The 15,820-nt window shown below is 57.7% G+C and carries 18 protein-coding genes; 15 read left to right on the top strand and 3 right to left on the bottom strand.

All coding sequences use genetic code 11. The annotated features are described in order from the left end of the window. Positions 1–80: 80 nt before the first annotated feature. From BLQ98_RS17190 to lhpI, 8 genes are all read left to right on the top strand, one after another. On the top strand, positions 81–521 hold the full coding sequence (locus tag BLQ98_RS17190; RefSeq protein ID WP_141135370.1) for a sensor histidine kinase: 441 nt from the start codon (positions 81–83) through the stop codon (positions 519–521). Positions 522–536: 15 nt separating this feature from the next. Then, positions 537–932 carry a response regulator gene (locus BLQ98_RS17185; RefSeq protein WP_093734424.1) on the top strand — a complete coding sequence of 132 codons (396 nt, stop codon included), beginning with the start codon at positions 537–539 and terminating at the stop codon, positions 930–932. 825 nt (positions 933–1,757) lie between these two features. Next, the gene (locus tag BLQ98_RS17180; RefSeq protein ID WP_093734423.1) at positions 1,758–2,747 is read left to right on the top strand and encodes a TRAP transporter substrate-binding protein; all 990 of its coding nucleotides are present in this window, start codon (positions 1,758–1,760) and stop codon (positions 2,745–2,747) included. After that, the gene (locus BLQ98_RS17175; protein ID WP_244148478.1) at positions 2,744–3,118 is read left to right on the top strand and encodes a cupin domain-containing protein; all 375 of its coding nucleotides are present in this window, start codon (positions 2,744–2,746) and stop codon (positions 3,116–3,118) included. Before BLQ98_RS17180 ends, BLQ98_RS17175 begins: the two co-directional genes overlap by 4 nt. After that, a complete protein-coding gene (locus BLQ98_RS17170) occupies positions 3,115–3,588 on the top strand; it encodes a TRAP transporter small permease (RefSeq protein ID WP_093734422.1) in 474 nt (157 codons plus the stop codon). The genes BLQ98_RS17175 and BLQ98_RS17170 overlap by 4 nt, the downstream gene beginning before the upstream one ends. Then, positions 3,585–4,868: a TRAP transporter large permease gene (locus BLQ98_RS17165; RefSeq protein WP_093734421.1), complete on the top strand. Its 1,284-nt coding sequence runs from the start codon at positions 3,585–3,587 to the stop codon at positions 4,866–4,868. The genes BLQ98_RS17170 and BLQ98_RS17165 overlap by 4 nt, the downstream gene beginning before the upstream one ends. Positions 4,869–4,897: 29 nt before the next feature. Further along, the gene (locus BLQ98_RS17160; RefSeq protein WP_093734420.1) at positions 4,898–6,142 is read left to right on the top strand and encodes a Zn-dependent hydrolase; all 1,245 of its coding nucleotides are present in this window, start codon (positions 4,898–4,900) and stop codon (positions 6,140–6,142) included. Further along, a complete protein-coding gene (gene lhpI, locus BLQ98_RS17155) occupies positions 6,139–7,086 on the top strand; it encodes a bifunctional Delta(1)-pyrroline-2-carboxylate/Delta(1)-piperideine-2-carboxylate reductase (protein ID WP_093734419.1) in 948 nt (315 codons plus the stop codon). Before BLQ98_RS17160 ends, lhpI begins: the two co-directional genes overlap by 4 nt. Here the strand turns inward: lhpI and BLQ98_RS17150 are convergent. Then, positions 7,068–8,000, bottom strand: a complete 933-nt coding sequence (locus BLQ98_RS17150) for a LysR family transcriptional regulator (RefSeq protein ID WP_093734418.1) — start codon at positions 7,998–8,000, stop codon at positions 7,068–7,070. The genes lhpI and BLQ98_RS17150 overlap by 19 nt on opposite strands. Positions 8,001–8,167: 167 nt before the next feature. On the opposite strand from BLQ98_RS17150, the gene BLQ98_RS17145 reads away from it, so the two are divergent. The 7 genes from BLQ98_RS17145 (at position 8,168) to BLQ98_RS17115 (ending at position 14,614) form a co-directional block, all read left to right on the top strand. Beyond that, the gene (locus BLQ98_RS17145) at positions 8,168–8,512 is read left to right on the top strand and encodes a RidA family protein (RefSeq protein WP_208596092.1); all 345 of its coding nucleotides are present in this window, start codon (positions 8,168–8,170) and stop codon (positions 8,510–8,512) included. A 108-nt stretch (positions 8,513–8,620) separates the two neighbouring features. Continuing rightward, positions 8,621–9,235, top strand: a complete 615-nt coding sequence (locus tag BLQ98_RS17140) for an RraA family protein (RefSeq protein WP_093734417.1) — start codon at positions 8,621–8,623, stop codon at positions 9,233–9,235. 56 nt (positions 9,236–9,291) lie between these two features. Then, positions 9,292–10,824, top strand: coding sequence for an ABC transporter substrate-binding protein (locus BLQ98_RS17135; RefSeq protein WP_093734416.1), 1,533 nt, complete (start codon positions 9,292–9,294; stop codon positions 10,822–10,824). Positions 10,825–10,894: 70 nt separating this feature from the next. Continuing rightward, on the top strand, positions 10,895–11,815 hold the full coding sequence (locus BLQ98_RS17130; RefSeq protein WP_093734415.1) for an ABC transporter permease: 921 nt from the start codon (positions 10,895–10,897) through the stop codon (positions 11,813–11,815). Further along, positions 11,815–12,687 carry an ABC transporter permease gene (locus BLQ98_RS17125; protein WP_093734414.1) on the top strand — a complete coding sequence of 291 codons (873 nt, stop codon included), beginning with the start codon at positions 11,815–11,817 and terminating at the stop codon, positions 12,685–12,687. The genes BLQ98_RS17130 and BLQ98_RS17125 overlap by 1 nt, the downstream gene beginning before the upstream one ends. A gap of 5 nt (positions 12,688–12,692) precedes the next feature. Then, positions 12,693–13,667 (top strand): ABC transporter ATP-binding protein, encoded by a 975-nt coding sequence (locus tag BLQ98_RS17120; protein WP_093734426.1) that lies wholly within the window; start codon positions 12,693–12,695, stop codon positions 13,665–13,667. Then, positions 13,664–14,614, top strand: coding sequence for an oligopeptide/dipeptide ABC transporter ATP-binding protein (locus BLQ98_RS17115; RefSeq protein WP_093734413.1), 951 nt, complete (start codon positions 13,664–13,666; stop codon positions 14,612–14,614). Before BLQ98_RS17120 ends, BLQ98_RS17115 begins: the two co-directional genes overlap by 4 nt. Before the next feature lie 184 nt (positions 14,615–14,798). Here the strand turns inward: BLQ98_RS17115 and BLQ98_RS17110 are convergent, their stop codons facing one another. Then, a complete protein-coding gene (locus tag BLQ98_RS17110; protein ID WP_093734412.1) occupies positions 14,799–15,068 on the bottom strand; it encodes a hypothetical protein in 270 nt (89 codons plus the stop codon). 371 nt (positions 15,069–15,439) lie between these two features. Beyond that, positions 15,440–15,820 (bottom strand): integrase core domain-containing protein (locus tag BLQ98_RS17105; protein ID WP_141135369.1); only part of this gene is annotated, 381 nt, incomplete at its 5' end.

Raw genomic sequence — 15,820 nt, 5'->3', positions numbered from 1 at the left:
CAACATGGGTATCGGCGGCATGACACCCGCCATGAAACTGAAAACAGCCGCCTGAATTCTACGGTTGGACCCCATTAAAAATGGGGGGATTACCTCGACAGAACCACGCGGCCCCCAGTAGTCTCGGCAAGTTGATCGAAGTGGTGATGGAGCCCCATGTTGAGGGTCGGCCTGGCGTGCTTGAGCTGGCTGGCCCCGCGGTTGAATTTGGGCCCACGGCCGCAACTGGGTTTGCGCTTATCCTTCACGAGCTGGCAACCAACGCTGCCAAATATGGCGCCCTTTCGGCTGCAACCGGCAAGCTGCGCGTAGCCTGGGACCTTGTTGGTGATGTGTTGACCTTGGATTGGAAAGAAACCGGTGGCCCAGAGTTGACAGGACCGCCGCTTCAGAATGGCTTTGGTTCCAAGCTCGCAAAACTGAGTGCGACCGGACAGTTGGGCGGTGAAATCGAATATGACTGGCAACCAAGCGGGGTGGAGGTCCACCTGACCGCATCACGTGCGCGTCTACTACATTAACGAAGGAGCCTTTCTATGCTTGAAACCCACCGATATCTCGCGGGCCTCAAGGTTTTAATCGTGGAGGACGAACCCTTCATCGCGCTGGATCTTGCCTTTGGTGTGGAGGAGGCGGGCGGTATCCCGGTGGGACCGGCTTCGTCCATCGCGCAGGCCCTAAAGTTGATCGAGAATGAGTTGCCCGATGCAGCTATCGTAGATGTTGACCTGCCTGACGGAAAAATAGGCCCTGTGCTTAGCGTGCTCCGCCCCAAGGTGCCGGTTGTCGTGCATACCGGCGTGGGGCTGCCAGACCCATTGCGCGAAGCCCATCCAGAACTGCTGGTCTGCACTAAACCTACAGCCCCGTCCGAGCTCGCTCGGCAGCTTCGCTCCGAGATGCTCCAGCGCGCGCAGGGCGAAGAGAAATAACCAGAGATAATTACCGCCAAACGAGACCGCTAAGCTTTCCCTGCTAAGCGCCCACGGTTCTAGACGGCCTATGGAGCACTTACAGGCTTTTGCGAGAACACTCAGCGCCCAGCGTGAAGTGCATTAATGCTGTGATTTTATATTGTTTATATTCTCGGAAAAAGTCCGCGACGCGCAAACTTATGCGCGCCACGCAAACTTAACCGCTTCCCTAGGATCCTTGTAGGAAAGCGCGTAATATTGCGCCTCGTTTTCCGGATATCAATGACTTAGAAGGCTTACTGAGCAGATAAATTTGCGCGTCACGGTGTTGAGCACGATTTTCACCGCGGATGGGCCGATTTTGGCCCTTTGCAAATTTCCAGCTCAACTTCGGAATGCTGCACTGAAACACGCAACCGCTACCCTTGGGGGCACGTACGATAGCCACCCCAAATTTCTTCTCAAATCGAATTTTTAGGCTGTAATCCGTGATGTCTACGAGGAGGAGGTTGCGAAAGACGGAACAGAACATGAAGGTGACACAATCGTTGGAGCTTCCGCAGATCAGAAATTAACCTGTTACCGCAGCACCATTGATGCCTAAGATTTACTATGCGTATTTAGCTATCGTGCGCTGCATCTGCGGCATTTGCGAGATGCGGATTGTGCTCTCGCGAGTGTGCATGATGTTTGCAAGCGTTCGCGCGTAGCGGGAACGAAACACTGCGCACAGGCGCTCGAGTATTCAAAAAATCTGTATCAATCATAGGCTGAGCCTATTTGCGTAGGGTCCAAGTTCGGTATTTCTTCTGTGGCAATTGCTGCTCAACAGGAGAGACCAAAATGAAATCCCCCATCACCCTAATCAAAGGTGGCCTACTGGCCGCCAGCCTTGTGGCCTTTGCGCCGGTTGCCGCTTTGGCCGACGGCGTGTCGATTCGCCTTGGCCACGTCCTGCCAGAAAGTCACAGCTGGCACACTGCCGCCACCGGTTTTGCAGATGAGGTCAACAACCGCACCGAAGGCCGCGTCGCGATCAAGGTTTTCCCCTCCGGGCAGCTTGGCAGCGAAAAGGAAGTGATCGAGGGCCTGCAATTCGGTTCGGTACAGGCCGGTCTGATCGGTTCGGGGTCGTTCCAAGGTATTGAGCCACGCATGGGCATCATTGAAATGCCCTATGCTTGGGGCGCACGGGATCAGGCCTTTGCCGCGCTTGACGGCGATCTGGGTGTTGCGCTGGCCGATATGCTCGACGGCAAGGGCATCAAGGTCTTGGGCTGGTGGGAAAACGGTTTTCGAAACATCACCAATAATGTCCGCCCCGTGGAAAACCCAGAAGACCTCGCTGGTCTGAAAATCCGCGTCACGCCCGACAAAGTGCGGCTGGCGACGTTCGAAGGTCTGGGCGCAGAACCAGCACCTCTGTCTTTCGGTGAGCTCTACTCCGCACTTCAACAAGGTCTGTTCGATGCACAGGAAAACCCACTGGCGATTATCTATTCTGCGTCGTTCTTCGAAGTGCAGAAATATGTCTCGCTCTCCGAACACATCTGGGGTGCCGCGACCCTAACCATCTCGAATTCGGTCTGGGACAAGATCTCTGCCGAAGATCAGGCCATCGTCATGGAAGCGGCCACGTCTTGGGGCCTGAAACAACGCGACATGGTTGCTGCCGCCAATGACCAGTTGATCGCCCAGCTTGAAGAAAAAGGCATGAAGTTCAACGAGGTCGACAAAGCGGCCTTTATCGCAGCGGTCGAGCCGATTTGGGAAAGCCAGAAGGACGTTTACGGTGAAGAGCTTCTGACCATCTTGAACACCTACCGCAAATGACTCTGCGCCCTGAAATAACAGAAGTTGCATCGGTAGAGCCGGTGCAACTTTACGACTTCACCCAGAAGGTACTGTTTTCACCTGCTGCCCGCGGTGAAGGCTTTATCAAGCTCTCCGTGACCACTGGCAAAAAAGGCGCGAAATCCACCGCCCACAACCATCCCCGCGACGAGGTAACTCTGACGCTGAAAGGCGAGGCGATCCTGCGGGCGGGGGGCGAGGAATATCATATGACCGAAGGCACTGCTGTGAGGCTGCCCCCCGGTCTGGACCACACGGTCGAGGTGATTTCTGACGAATGGGTGGTTGTCGCGGCCTATTGCGACGAATGCATGCTTTGCCGCGGACCAGAAGGATTTCTGAAGCCATGACACTTGGGAAAGGGTCACTGCGCGCGGCCACTGTTATCGACCGCGCGGCGCGCTGGGTCGGGGCGGCATTGGTGGCGGGGTTTGCGGCGATGGTGGTCTATGTGGTCATCTCGCGCTACCTGTTCTCCTCTACCCCCCGTTGGGCCGAGGAATTGCCGCGTATGGCGCTGGTCTGGCTGACATTTGTAGGCACGATTTCGGGCTTTGTGCGCGGCTCGCACTTTCGCGCCGGGCTGCTTGATCTGGTAACGATGCCCGCGCTACTGCGCCGAGCATTTGCTGTTTTGGCGTGGCTGGCGAGTTTTACTTTTCTTGTGGTGTTCGTCTGGACCGGTTGGAAGCTGACCCAGATTACTTGGTCGCACCAGACCACTGCTTTGTCACTGCCTGTCGGGCTGTTTTACCTCTCATTACCGGTCTGCTGCGGGTTTGCGCTCCTGGGCCTAATCCTGAAAGGGGGCCGCGCATGAGCCTCGCGCTTGTTTTGCTTATTGTGGTCTTTGTGGGGCTGGTGCTGCTGGATGCACCCATCGCAGTCGCACTGGGCCTGTCTTCGATGTTCTATCTGCTGATCGCCGATGCCGCACCGATGATGGTGGTGGCGCAGCGCGCCGTCGCGGGCATCAACAGCTTTACGCTGCTGGCGATTCCGCTGTTCCTGTTGGCGGGTTTGCTCATGGTCCATGGCGGTCTTGCACCTCGAATCATCGCACTGTGTTCAGCGTTGATCGGGCGGCGCACCGGCGGGTTGGCGATGGTGATGATCATCGCCTGCATGATGTTCGGCTCGCTCTCGGGTTCGGGGGTAGCCGACGTGGTAGCCATCGGCACGATGATGCTACCCGCGATGAAGGATCAGGGTTATGCGCCCGGCTTTTCGGCCTCGGCACTGGGCTGTGCTGGCTCACTTGGTACCGTCATTCCACCGTCAATCGTGCTGATCGTTTACGGCACCGCCACCAACAGTTCGATCGGCCAGCTTTTTGTCGCCGCGATCCTGCCCGGTATCCTGCTGGGTCTTGGTCTTATACTTGTCGCTTGGTGGATTTCCCGCCGCCACGGCTGGCAGGGTGGTGAGCCATTCTCTTGGGGGGAGCTGGGGCGCGCCGCCAAGGGGTCAATCCTTGCCATGCTGGCGCCGATTATAATCGTCGGCGGTATTCGCCTTGGCATCTTCACTCCGACAGAGGCTGCCGGGATCGGTGTTGCATATGCGCTATTCATCGGGGTGTTTGTTTATCGCGCGCTATCGCTTTCCACGTTGATGCGGTTACTGCGTGAGACCACCGAGATGACTGGTGTGATCCTGCTTGTGATCGCTTCAGCCTCGGTTTTTGGTTGGATCCTTGCTGCCGAACAGGTGCCGCAGATGGCGGTCAACGGCATCACACAGACCACCGAAAGTGGCACCGTGGCGCTCTTGATGATGATGGCGGTACTGTTAATTCTCGGCACCTTCATGGAGAGCATCGCGATCATCCTGATCCTTGCGCCGGTGTTCCTACCGATCCTTGGCCACTACGGCATCGACCCGGTCTATTTCGGCATCCTGTTGACTATAAACCTGGCCATTGGTGCCAATACGCCTCCTTTGGGCATCGACCTTATGGCAGCCTGCAGGGTTGGTGAAATACCGCTTAGCGCGTCGTTCAAATACCTGATGCCCTTCCTTGGCGTGATGGTCGGCGTACTGCTGCTTCTCGTCCTCTTCCCCGCACTGATTACCGAACTTCCGGGCATCCTGTTTTGATCCCAGTCCTTGAAAGAAAGAAGATTCCCATGCCGCTTACCCCCGATACCCGTGTCGACCTTGACCGCTTCTGGTCCACCATCGAAGCCTCTGCCGAGATCGGCAAAGGCCGTCCTGGCGGGTTGTCGCGCCTGACGCTTGGCGATGCTGACCGTGATATACGCGATCTGTTCCGGTCGTGGTGCGAACAGGCCGGACTCAGCGTCGAAGTGGACGCCGCGGGCAACATCTTTGGTCGCCGCGACGGCACTGACAACGATCTACCGCCGATCCTGATCGGCAGTCACCTTGACACCCAAATCAACGGTGGACGTTTTGACGGAATAGCCGGCGTCCTGGGCGGACTGGAAGTAATCCGTAGCTTGAACGATACGGGCCATGTCACGAAACGCCCCATCGTGGTGGTCGACTGGACAAACGAGGAAGGCGCGAGATTCTCTCCGCCGATGGTCGCTTCGGGCTGTTTCGTTGGCAAATATGACATCAACTGGGTGCATGACCTGATCGGCGACGATGGCGCGCGTTTCGGTGATGAGCTGAAACGGATCGGTTACAACGGCGAACGTGCCTGCAAGGCCGGCGAGATTGACGCCTATTTTGAATTGCATATTGAACAAGGGCCGATCCTTGATGCAGAGAAGCGGCAGGTTGGCATTGTCACCGGCGGCTATCCGGTGCGCGGAATGCGGGCATCGTTTAAGGGGCAGACAGCGCACACAGGGCCAACACCGATGGACCTGCGCAAGAACGCACTTGCGGCGGGCGCGCGCTGGCTGACCGCCGTCGATGACATCGGCTGGGATTTTGCGGTGCTTGACGGCAAGGCCACCGCTGCGCGGCTGACCGCTTGGCCAAACAAACCGGGGATACTGTCCGATACCGCCGAAGCGGTCTGTGATGTGCGCCACCCCGACCTGATCACTACCCGTGCAATGGCGGAAAAAATGCGCAGAGCCCTGTTCGAATCCGCCGCGCGCTGTGGCTGTGAGGCGCAGATCGAGGATGAATGGGAATGGGGCGGCGACATTTTTGACCACGAAATGATCGACGGTATCCGCGACGAGGCTATCCGCATGGATTTCAACTGGCGTGATATTGAAAGCCAAGCGGGCCATGACGCTTATTTCCTTGCCACCCATTGCCCAACCGCGATGATCTTTGCGCCTTGCGAAAACGGCATCACGCACAACAATGAAGAAAGCTGCACACCAGAGGATTTCGTCGCTGGTCTCAATATTCTGCTGCATGCCGTCGTCAAACGGGCCGATCGATGAGCCAATTGATCGGACATGAGGCGCTTGAAGCCGCGCTGAATTGGCCCGAACTAATCGGGCAGTTGCGCGACTGGTACCGGAGCAATGCGGTGCAGGCACCTGACCGACAGGTTCTGACCATCCAACAGCCGGACGGCAGCGAAGCATCGCTTCTTATCATGCCCGCCTGGGTTCCGGGTGAAAGCATTGGCGTCAAGGTGGTGACCTTTTTACCTGACAACGCCGCGAAGGGCCGCCCGACAATCAACGCGGGTTACCTGCTGTTTGATGGTGAGACTGGCCAGATGCAGGCGGCGCTGGATGGAGATACATTGACCGTGCGGCGCACGGCGGCGGCGTCGGCACTGGCGGCGGATTTCCTCGCACGCAAGGAAGCCCGCAATTTAGTAATCGTCGGCACGGGGCAACTTTCCCTCGCCGTGGCAGCGGCGCATTGTGCGGTGCGGTCATACACCTCGGTTTTAATCTGGGGGCGCAGCAGCGATAAAGCATCGGCTGTTGCCGAAGCGCTCAGGACACAGGGCCTGCCTGCTCAGGCAGTAGACGACCTTGAAGTAGCGTGCCGCGCGGCAGATGTGATCAGCACAGCTACCGCATCTACAAGGCCCATCATCTATGGCGAATGGCTCAAGCCCGGCAGCCACCTCGACCTGATCGGTGCATTCAAGGGGGACATGCGCGAAAGCGACGATCAGGCAATCATGCAGGGCGAGGTTTTCGTTGATCTGCGGGCAGGGGCGTCGCTTGCGGGGGACCTTGCCCAACCGCTGGAGGCGGGGCGGATTTCGCCTGATCACATCCGCGCCGATCTTGCCGAATTGTGTCAGGGCGCGCATCCCGGCCGCAGCGATGAGAATGCCCGAACCGCGTTCAAATCTGCCGGCATGGCGCTTCAGGATCTGGCGGCAGCCAATATGGCACGCGATCACACCATATCCGGGTAAAACGCCAGAAGCTCCTGCGCGATATCTACGAATTTCTGCTCCGAGGGAGATAGTTTTTCTCTCGGGGCGTGAACCAGATAGACATCGGCACCGATCGTTTCATCCGTGATCTTGATCGGCCACAGGTCGCCGCGCTTGATGTCGTCCTGCGCGGTCATCAGGGGCAGGATACCAATTCCCATCCCGGCCACGATCATTCTTCGAACCTCTTCGATGTTGGTACTCAAACCGTTGATGCGGTTGCCCAGCCTTGTTCCTTCGCGCAAGACCGACATCGGTTCCAGCCCCATACCTTCTGTGGCGCAGGCGAAGCTGATGAAGGGCTCACGCTGAAGGTCGCGGAGCGCGACGCTCTCCTGCCCAAACAGCGGATGCTCGGCGCCGCAAAACACATAAAATTCTTCTCGAAACAATCGTATCGAGGGCAGGTTGACCAGAGGCTTGGCCAGCAGACAAAATCCGATCGTACCACGACCCTGTTGGATCGAACGCACGATGGCTTGGCTGTTCTGGACCTCGCTTTGAAAGGCCACAGAAGGATATCGCTGATGATAAAGCCGCAGCAACTCGTCCAGCATGGGAGACACCAGATTGCTGATGATCTGATACCGAACTTGCCCGCGTTCTTCCTCTTCGGCATCACGGACCAAAAGATTGATCCGTCCAGCGCTGTGAAAGATGTCACGGCATTCTTGGAATATCTTGTCGCCACGCGTTGTCAGTTCAAAGTGGCGGCTGTCGCGAAAGACCAACTGGCAACCGAGCTGTGCTTCGAGCTTTTGCAGTGCGTTGCTGACCGAAGGCTGGCTCAGGCCAAGCCGTTTGGCGGCCTTCGTGATGCTCTCCTCCTTTGCAATCATGTAAAACATGCGCAGCAGGTTCCAGTTTAGATCGGATTGCGGCAAAGCGTTCATGCGGATGATTCGTTTCTTGTTTGGGTCTGGTCAGAATGCCCTATTTTTCATCACCAATTATATAGTCAATACGAATACCTCATATCGACGTTGGCTATGGCGTGCATCTGTGCGTGTGCTGCGCGTTCGGCTAAGCTTGCCACTCATTTAATCGGAAAGCGAAAAACATGAGCATCACCCGTTTGCACCCTGGCCCGCGCATGAGTCAGGCCGTCCTTCACAACAACACCGTTTACCTTGCCGGTCAGGTCGGCACCGCTGGTGCCGATGTCGCGGCCCAGACCCAAGATTGTCTGGATGCCGTCGACCGCCTACTGGCAGAGGCAGGCAGCGATAAATCCAAGCTTTTGCAGGTCATTATCTGGCTGGCCGACATGGCCGATTTCCAAGAAATGAACGCGGTCTACGATGCGTGGGTCGATCCTGCCAATCCGGCAGCGCGTGCTTGTGGTGAAGCCAAGTTGGCGACGCCGGACTACAAGGTGGAATTCATCGTCACCGCAGCGATCTGAGCGACGCTTTCGACCCGGAGGTTATGCTTACCATAACCTCCGGCTATTTGACCCTACCGCTGTCCCGCCGCCATCCTTTTTCCTACAAATCAGGCGACAGGACAGGGCATGACATCTCAATTCGACCTTTCGGACATCGAAACAGCAACGCTGGGGCATTTTCTTGAATCGGGCTTCATGTCACCTGCGCTACAGGGCCTGTTGCCTGGTCGAACTGTCTTTGGCCCCGCCCTGACTGTGCGTATGCTCGGCGACGATGGCGCGATGCTGACCGAGGCACTGTCCGCAGCAAAACCCGGACAGGTCATCGTCATCGATCGTTGCGGCGATCTTCGCCATGCCTGTTGGGGCGCGGTCACGACCGCAGCCGCTAAGGCTCGCGGCGTGGTGGGGGCCGTAATCGACGGCTTTGTCACCGACCGCTCCGCCATAGAACAAGAAGACTTTCCAGTCTGGTGCCGTGGCCGGTCACCAATCACCACCAAGCCGCGCGGGCTTGGCGGCGACTTCAATGTGACCGTGGGCTGTGGCGGCGTCTCCGTCCGGCCCGCCGATATCATTCTGGCCGACGAAAACGGGGTTGCCGTGCTGGACAAAGATCAGGCCGCGACCCACGCCGCGCGCGCCCGCAAAATGCAGGAGGACGAGAAAACAATCCTCGAACGACTGCGCGCTGGCGAGACATTGGCCGAAATAACGCGGAGTGCAAAACAACCCGCTTAGAACCGGAAAGCCGGCGCAACACATCTTCCCTTCACTCAACTGACAGAGAGAGATCCATGACACAGACATTCTCCATAAAAGGCCTCACTTCCTTGGCCGTCCTTGCTGCCAGCACTGCGCTGACGCTGGGCACACCCGCACTTGCCGACAAGGCGTCCAACACGCTCAACGTCGCTTTCGCCGCCGAGCCAGAGCCGCTTGATACCTACAAGATCGCCGGTCGTCAGGGCCTGATCCTCGCGCGGCACATCTATGACGGGCTGCTCTATAAGAACCTCGACACCGGCGAGATCGTACCGGCGCTGGCGGAATCCTGGGAATTCACTGGCCCGTTGACGATGGAATTCACCCTCCGCCAAGGCGTCAAGTTCCACAACGGTGTAGACTTTACCGCCGATGACGTGGTTGAAACGCTCAACACCGTGATCACCCCTGAATACGGCACCCGTTATTCGATCTCGGTAGACTGGATCGACAGCGTTGAGAAGCTGGACGACTACAAAGTCCGCATCAACATGTCCAAGCCCTTTGCCGGTGCGGTCGAGATGCTGGCTGATGCGCTGCCGATCTATCCGCACGCCTTCTTTGCAGAAAACGGGTCCGCCGGTATGTCCGCCACACCAATCGGCACCGGCCCTTACAAGCTGATCAGCCAGGAACCGGGCATCCGGTATGAGATGGAGCGCTTTGAGGATCACTACGAAGGCAGCCCCAAATCCGGCGCCACCATCGACAAGATCTCCGTTCGCACCATACCGGAAATGAACACACAATATGCTGAACTGATGTCAGGCTCACTGGACTGGATTTGGCGTATTCCTCCTGATCAGGCGTCGCGCCTTGAAGGACGGGTACAGATCATAAGCGCGCCGATCATGCGCATCGGCTATGTTGGTTTCGCCCCCGAGGCAATGGACGGTGACACACCGATTGCCGACAAACGCGTGCGTCAGGCGCTGATCCATGCCACCAACCGCGGCGCGATTGTCGACGCTTTCGCAGGCGGTGCCTCTGAGGTTCTCAACACCCCATGCAACCCGGCGCAGTTTGGCTGTGAACAGGATGTCACGGCCTATGAATACGACCCTGAGAAAGCCAAAGCTTTGCTGGCCGAAGCTGGCTACGAGGACGGCTTCAAGATGGAAATGGTTTTCGCCGCCATGCCCCGCCCGACTGCCGAAGCCGTGGCAGCAGACCTTGCCAATGTCGGCGTGACTCTGGAGCTGAACGAGCAGCAGTATTCCTCGGGTATCGGCAAGTGGCGCGCCAAAGAACTTCCGGCGTTCTTCTCAAACTGGGGCAGCTACGGGATCGGTGACACCGCATTCATCCTGTCAAACTTCTTTGGCGGCGGTGCGGATGACCTTGTGCAGGACGCGGAACTGGCAGCTTGGCTGACAGAGGCAGACACTGCATCAGATCGCGACGTGCGCGCCGAGAACTACTCAATGGCCGTCAAGAAGATTGCAGAGGAAGCCTATTGGATGCCGATGTACAACTTCAACGTCAACTATGGCCTGTCCGACGACCTGAACTTCACTCCGCACCCGGATGAGTTCGCCCGTTGGTGGGCAGCCAGCTGGAAATAAGCTGATCCTGCCAACGTAACGGGTCGGACGGTCCTCTCCCTGCCGTCCGGCCCCAATAACGGAAAGACCTATGCTCTCTTTCATATTCAAACGTCTGCTCGTGGCGCTCTTGGTCTGTCTGACCGTGTCCGCGCTGAGCTTTGGTCTGATGTTCGTTTCGGGCGACCCTGCGATTGCCATCGCGGGCTCTGGTGGCCGCGCCGAGGATGCCGAAGCGATCCGCGTGGCTTATGGCTTTGACCGACCATTGGTTGTTCAATACCTCGACTGGATCGGCAGCGCTTTGACCGGAAATCTGGGGCAGAGCATCTATTTCAATGTGCCGGTGACCGAGATCATCGGCAACCGTGCCGGCGTCACGCTGACGCTCGGCTTTATCTCATTCCTCGTCGCTTTAGTGATCGCGGTGCCCTTGGGTGTCGCGGCGGCGCTAAGGCCGAACGGCTGGATCGACCGCCTTGCGCTGGTGATCGCCGTGTCTGGGCAGGCAATCCCGAGCTTCTGGTTGGGCTTGATGGCCATCGTGGTCTTTGGTGTCTGGTATGGCTGGGTCCCTATTTCAGGCGCGGACACATGGCAGGGTTACATCCTGCCCGTGATCGTGTTGAGCTACTACGCCATCCCCGAACTCATGCGCATCACGCGCTCGGGCATGATCGATGTGCTGGCCACGGATTACGTCCGGGCGGCCAAGGCCAAGGGGCTGCCGATGCGCCTCGTGATTTCACGCCACGCTTTGCGCAATGCGGTGCTGCCGCTGGTGTCGTTGGCAGCGGTGCAATTGGGGCAGCTTCTGTCCGGCTCCATCGTGATCGAGAGCGTCTTCGCACTGAACGGGCTGGGTCGACTGGCTTGGGAATCTCTTCTGCGCAGTGACTTGCCGGTGGTGCAGGCGATCATCCTGATCCTGTCGCTGCTTTACGTGGTCTTGACCACGTTAGCCGATATTCTGAACGCGGTGCTGGATCCGCGCCTGAGGGGGGGCTCGTGATGTCCGACGTCAACATCGAAACCGCCCGCCCGTCTGTATGGCGTAAGTTGCGGGGCAATACAGGCGCGCTGATCGGCGGCACACTTTTGGCAGTTATCATCCTGATCGCTTTGCTTGCGCCGCTGCTCGCGCCGCATGACCCGATTGCGCAGGACTTGACCCGCCGACTGCTGCCACCCTTCTGGCATGATCGTTCGGTGCCGGAACACCTTCTTGGGACCGATCACCTCGGACGCGATTACCTGTCTCGCATGATCTATGGCGCACGAGTGTCGCTGGGTGTCGGGCTGGGGGTGATCCTTGTCTCTGGCACTATCGGTATCACTCTTGGCCTGATTGCGGGGTATTTCGGCGGTTGGATCGACTTGGTTATCAGCTTCGCTATCACAACGCGGCTGTCATTGCCCATCGTCCTGGTCGCACTTGCGGCTGTAGCGCTGGGTGGCGCGTCGCTAACCACGCTGATTACGGTTTTGGGCCTGCTTCTGTGGGACCGGTTCGCCGTCGTCACCCGCGCCGCCGCTCAAAGCCTGCGACACCAGGAGTTCATTATGGGCCTGCGGGCCATCGGAGCCAGCCGGACGCGCATCCTGTTTCTCGAAATTTTGCCCAACATGCGCGCCACGATCCTTGTCGTCGTCTCGTTGGAGGTCGCAAACGTGATCCTGCTGGAGGCGGCATTGTCCTTCCTCGGGCTGGGCGTACGCCCGCCGACGCCAAGCTGGGGGCTGATGATTTCCGAAGGCCGCGACAATATTCTCTTTGATCCCTGGCTGATCGCTCTGCCTGGATCTGTGCTCTGCCTGCTGGTACTGGCGGTGAACCTTTTTGGCGATGGAATGCGCGATATAACGGGGCCTGCACGAAAATGACCGAGATGATCCTTGATATTCGTAACCTGAAGGTGTCGATCCCCACCGATCGTGGCATGCTGAACGCGGTTCGGGGTGTCGATCTACAGATCGCCAAGGGAGAGACGCTCTGCCTTGTAGGCGAGTCGGGCTGCGGCAAATCGCTGACGGCGACCTCGATTATGGGGCTGCTGCCGCGCTACGCCAAGGTCACGAGCGACCGGTTCGAGATGGCGGGGCAGGACCTGACGACCAAAACCGACGCCAAGCTGGCAAAGCTGCGCGGACGTGATGTGGCGATGATCTTTCAGGACCCGACCAGCGCGCTAAATCCGACGCTTACCATCGGGCGACAACTGACCGAAGGCGTCATGCGCCACGAAAAGTTGAGCCGGAAAGAGGCCGACGCCCGCGCAATCGAGATGCTTGACCGCGTGGGAATCGCGAATCCGGCGGCGCGGCTGACGCAATATCCACATGGGTTCTCTGGTGGGCAACGCCAGCGCATCATGATCGCCTCGGCACTGATGGGAAGGCCCAGACTGCTGATCGCAGACGAGCCGACGACAGCACTGGACGTAACCATTCAAGCCCAGATCCTGACGCTTCTGGGCGAATTGCAGGCCGATCTTGGCCTGTCTCTATTGCTGATTACTCATGATCTGGGCGTGGTTGCGGCCATCGCGAACGATGTTGCGGTGATGTACGCCGGACGTATTGCGGAACACGCGCCCGCCGTTGACCTGTTTGCCACGCCGCGTCACCCATATACCAAGGGGCTGCTCGCCGCGATCCCGGTACCAGGTGTCACCCCGCGCGGCAGTGAATTGCCCGCCATTCCAGGGCGGGTCCCGGGCCTGATAGGAACGATGCAAGGCTGCGCCTTTCGCGACCGCTGCGCCATTGCCGGACCAGAGTGCGCTCACGATCCGGTGCCACGCATAAGCGCCGGACAGGGGCAGTTCGTTGAATGTGTCAAAGCGGCGGAGGTGGTAGCATGAGCGTACCGATCCCGATGATCCGCATGACCGATATTCGCAAAACCTACCACCTGCGCCGTGGCATGTTCGCTCCGACCGAAGAACTGGTGGCCGTGAACGACCTGTCGCTTGAGGTGGCCGAAGGCGAAACGCTTGGTCTCGTCGGGGAATCTGGTTGCGGCAAAAGCACGGCGGTCAGCATCATGCTGGGACTGTTGCAGCCCGATCGCGGTGAGGTCGAGATCGCGGGCCAGAAGATCGGTGCCATGCCCGTGGCCGACCGCGTGCGGTTGATACAGCCCGTGTTTCAGAACCCCAATGCCTCACTCAACCCAGTCAAACGTATCCAGACTCTGGTTGGTCAGCCGCTGCGATTGCATGGCGGCACGAATGTCGATGTAGAGGTCAAGCGGATGCTCGATCTGGTTGGACTGCCCTCACGGTTAGCTGATGCATATCCTGGCGAACTCTCCGGCGGGCAAAGGCAGCGGGTCGCTATCGCACGCGCGGTTATCCTCGGACCGCGCGTTTTGATCTGTGACGAGCCGACCTCGGCTCTCGATGTCTCGGTGCAGGCGCAGATCATTAACCTATTGCTATCGCTCAAGAGAGAGCTTGGCCTTACAATGGTGTTCGTTAGTCATAACCTTGCCGTGGTTGAGCATCTGGCTGACCACGTGGCTGTCATGTATCTCGGACAGAAGATTGAAGAAGCCGCGACAGATGCGCTCTTCGCGGATGCCTGCCACCCTTATACCCGCGCTCTCCTTGCCGCGACCTTGCTGCCGGACCCACAAGCTGGTCTGCCCGAACAAAAGCTGGGCGCAGCAGCAGCGGACCCCTTTGCAGCGCGTCAAGGCTGTCTCTTTGCTCCGCGCTGTCCGGATATGAGACAGAGCTGTATTGAAGGCCCGCAAGAGCTACGAAAATTGCGCGAAAGCCTGGTAAGATGCGAACGGGCGGTGTGATCCAAGCATACTCTGAAGATATGAAATGACTCATGTCCCCAGAGAACCAAAACTCAGTGCAGAATTCAAAGTCAACGGGTGACGATTGTCTAAGTAAATGATCAAAAGGTGAGAGTTTTCAAAGTAGCCCCTCAAAAGGTGAGGATTTTCGACGTTCAGTGAAGGTTTTCTGAGAGAGCGGGTTTCAGCGCAGCGCCTCAGGGAAATTAACCCCCTCAGGGAGTTCATCAGAAGATATGACAGAAGGCCCCTGTTTACGGTTTCCGCGCGTATATTCTCTAAAGCTATAGCCATCACCGACGTGCCGGACAGCGCTGTAACCACCAACGAAATCACGCATCTCACCGAGCTGCTGGCCTGCGCCTCTGATTGAAATCCCGTGCTTTGCACATAAGGCTGCATATTCATCGAGAAACGCTTTGATCTCTTCGTTGGTGTTTCGGACTGGGGTCATGAGTTTTCCTATCTCATTGCATTTCGCCATGCATAGGCATGTGCGGCGGCATCATCAGCCGCTCTATGAACAGTCTTATGCGACGCTCGATGTTTATACGCGCGCCGCAGTTTGCCAGGATTGATTTTACCCTCTTCAGAGAAAGCCCACCAGAGCGCCTGTTCCAGGGGATAGACCTTACACCACTCTTGATCCCCAGTGATCTGCTTTAGCCATCTCTCATCAAAGGGAGGCGCGTCTGACACGAGCGGCCGACCATCGACAAGATCCTCAAGCCAGACTACCACGTCATCAGCTTGCGGTGCGTTGGCTAAAGCGGATCTCGGGATGTTGAACCGCCCCGATTTTACCGGAGGGTGCTTTGTTCAACGTCAGGCTACTTTATCGAGTGTGTTTAGATTTGCATATAATACCTCCTCTGCTTCTGCGGGTGTGATGTATCCGATGGGACCGAATAGCCGACGGTTGTTATACCAATCGACCCATTTCAGCGCTTCCCATTCGACTTCGCGCCTCGATTTCCATGGACCGATCTGGTTGATGACCTCTGTTTTGAACAGGCCAATGACGCATTCAGCGAGGGCATTATCATAGGAATCGCCGACTGTTCCAACCGATGGATCAATACCGAATTCGACAAGGCGCTCGGTATACTTGATCGAGAGATATTGCGATCCACGGTCTGAGTGGTGAACCAAGGTATTGTTATCAAGTGTTTTTCTTTGCCAGATTGCTTGATCCAAAGCGTCGAG

It is taken from the genome of Sulfitobacter litoralis (assembly GCF_900103185.1).
Classification (GTDB): domain Bacteria; phylum Pseudomonadota; class Alphaproteobacteria; order Rhodobacterales; family Rhodobacteraceae; genus Sulfitobacter; species Sulfitobacter litoralis.
The sequence above is the reverse complement of the archived record's forward strand: the minus strand, read 5'-3'. Positions and strand labels throughout refer to the sequence as shown.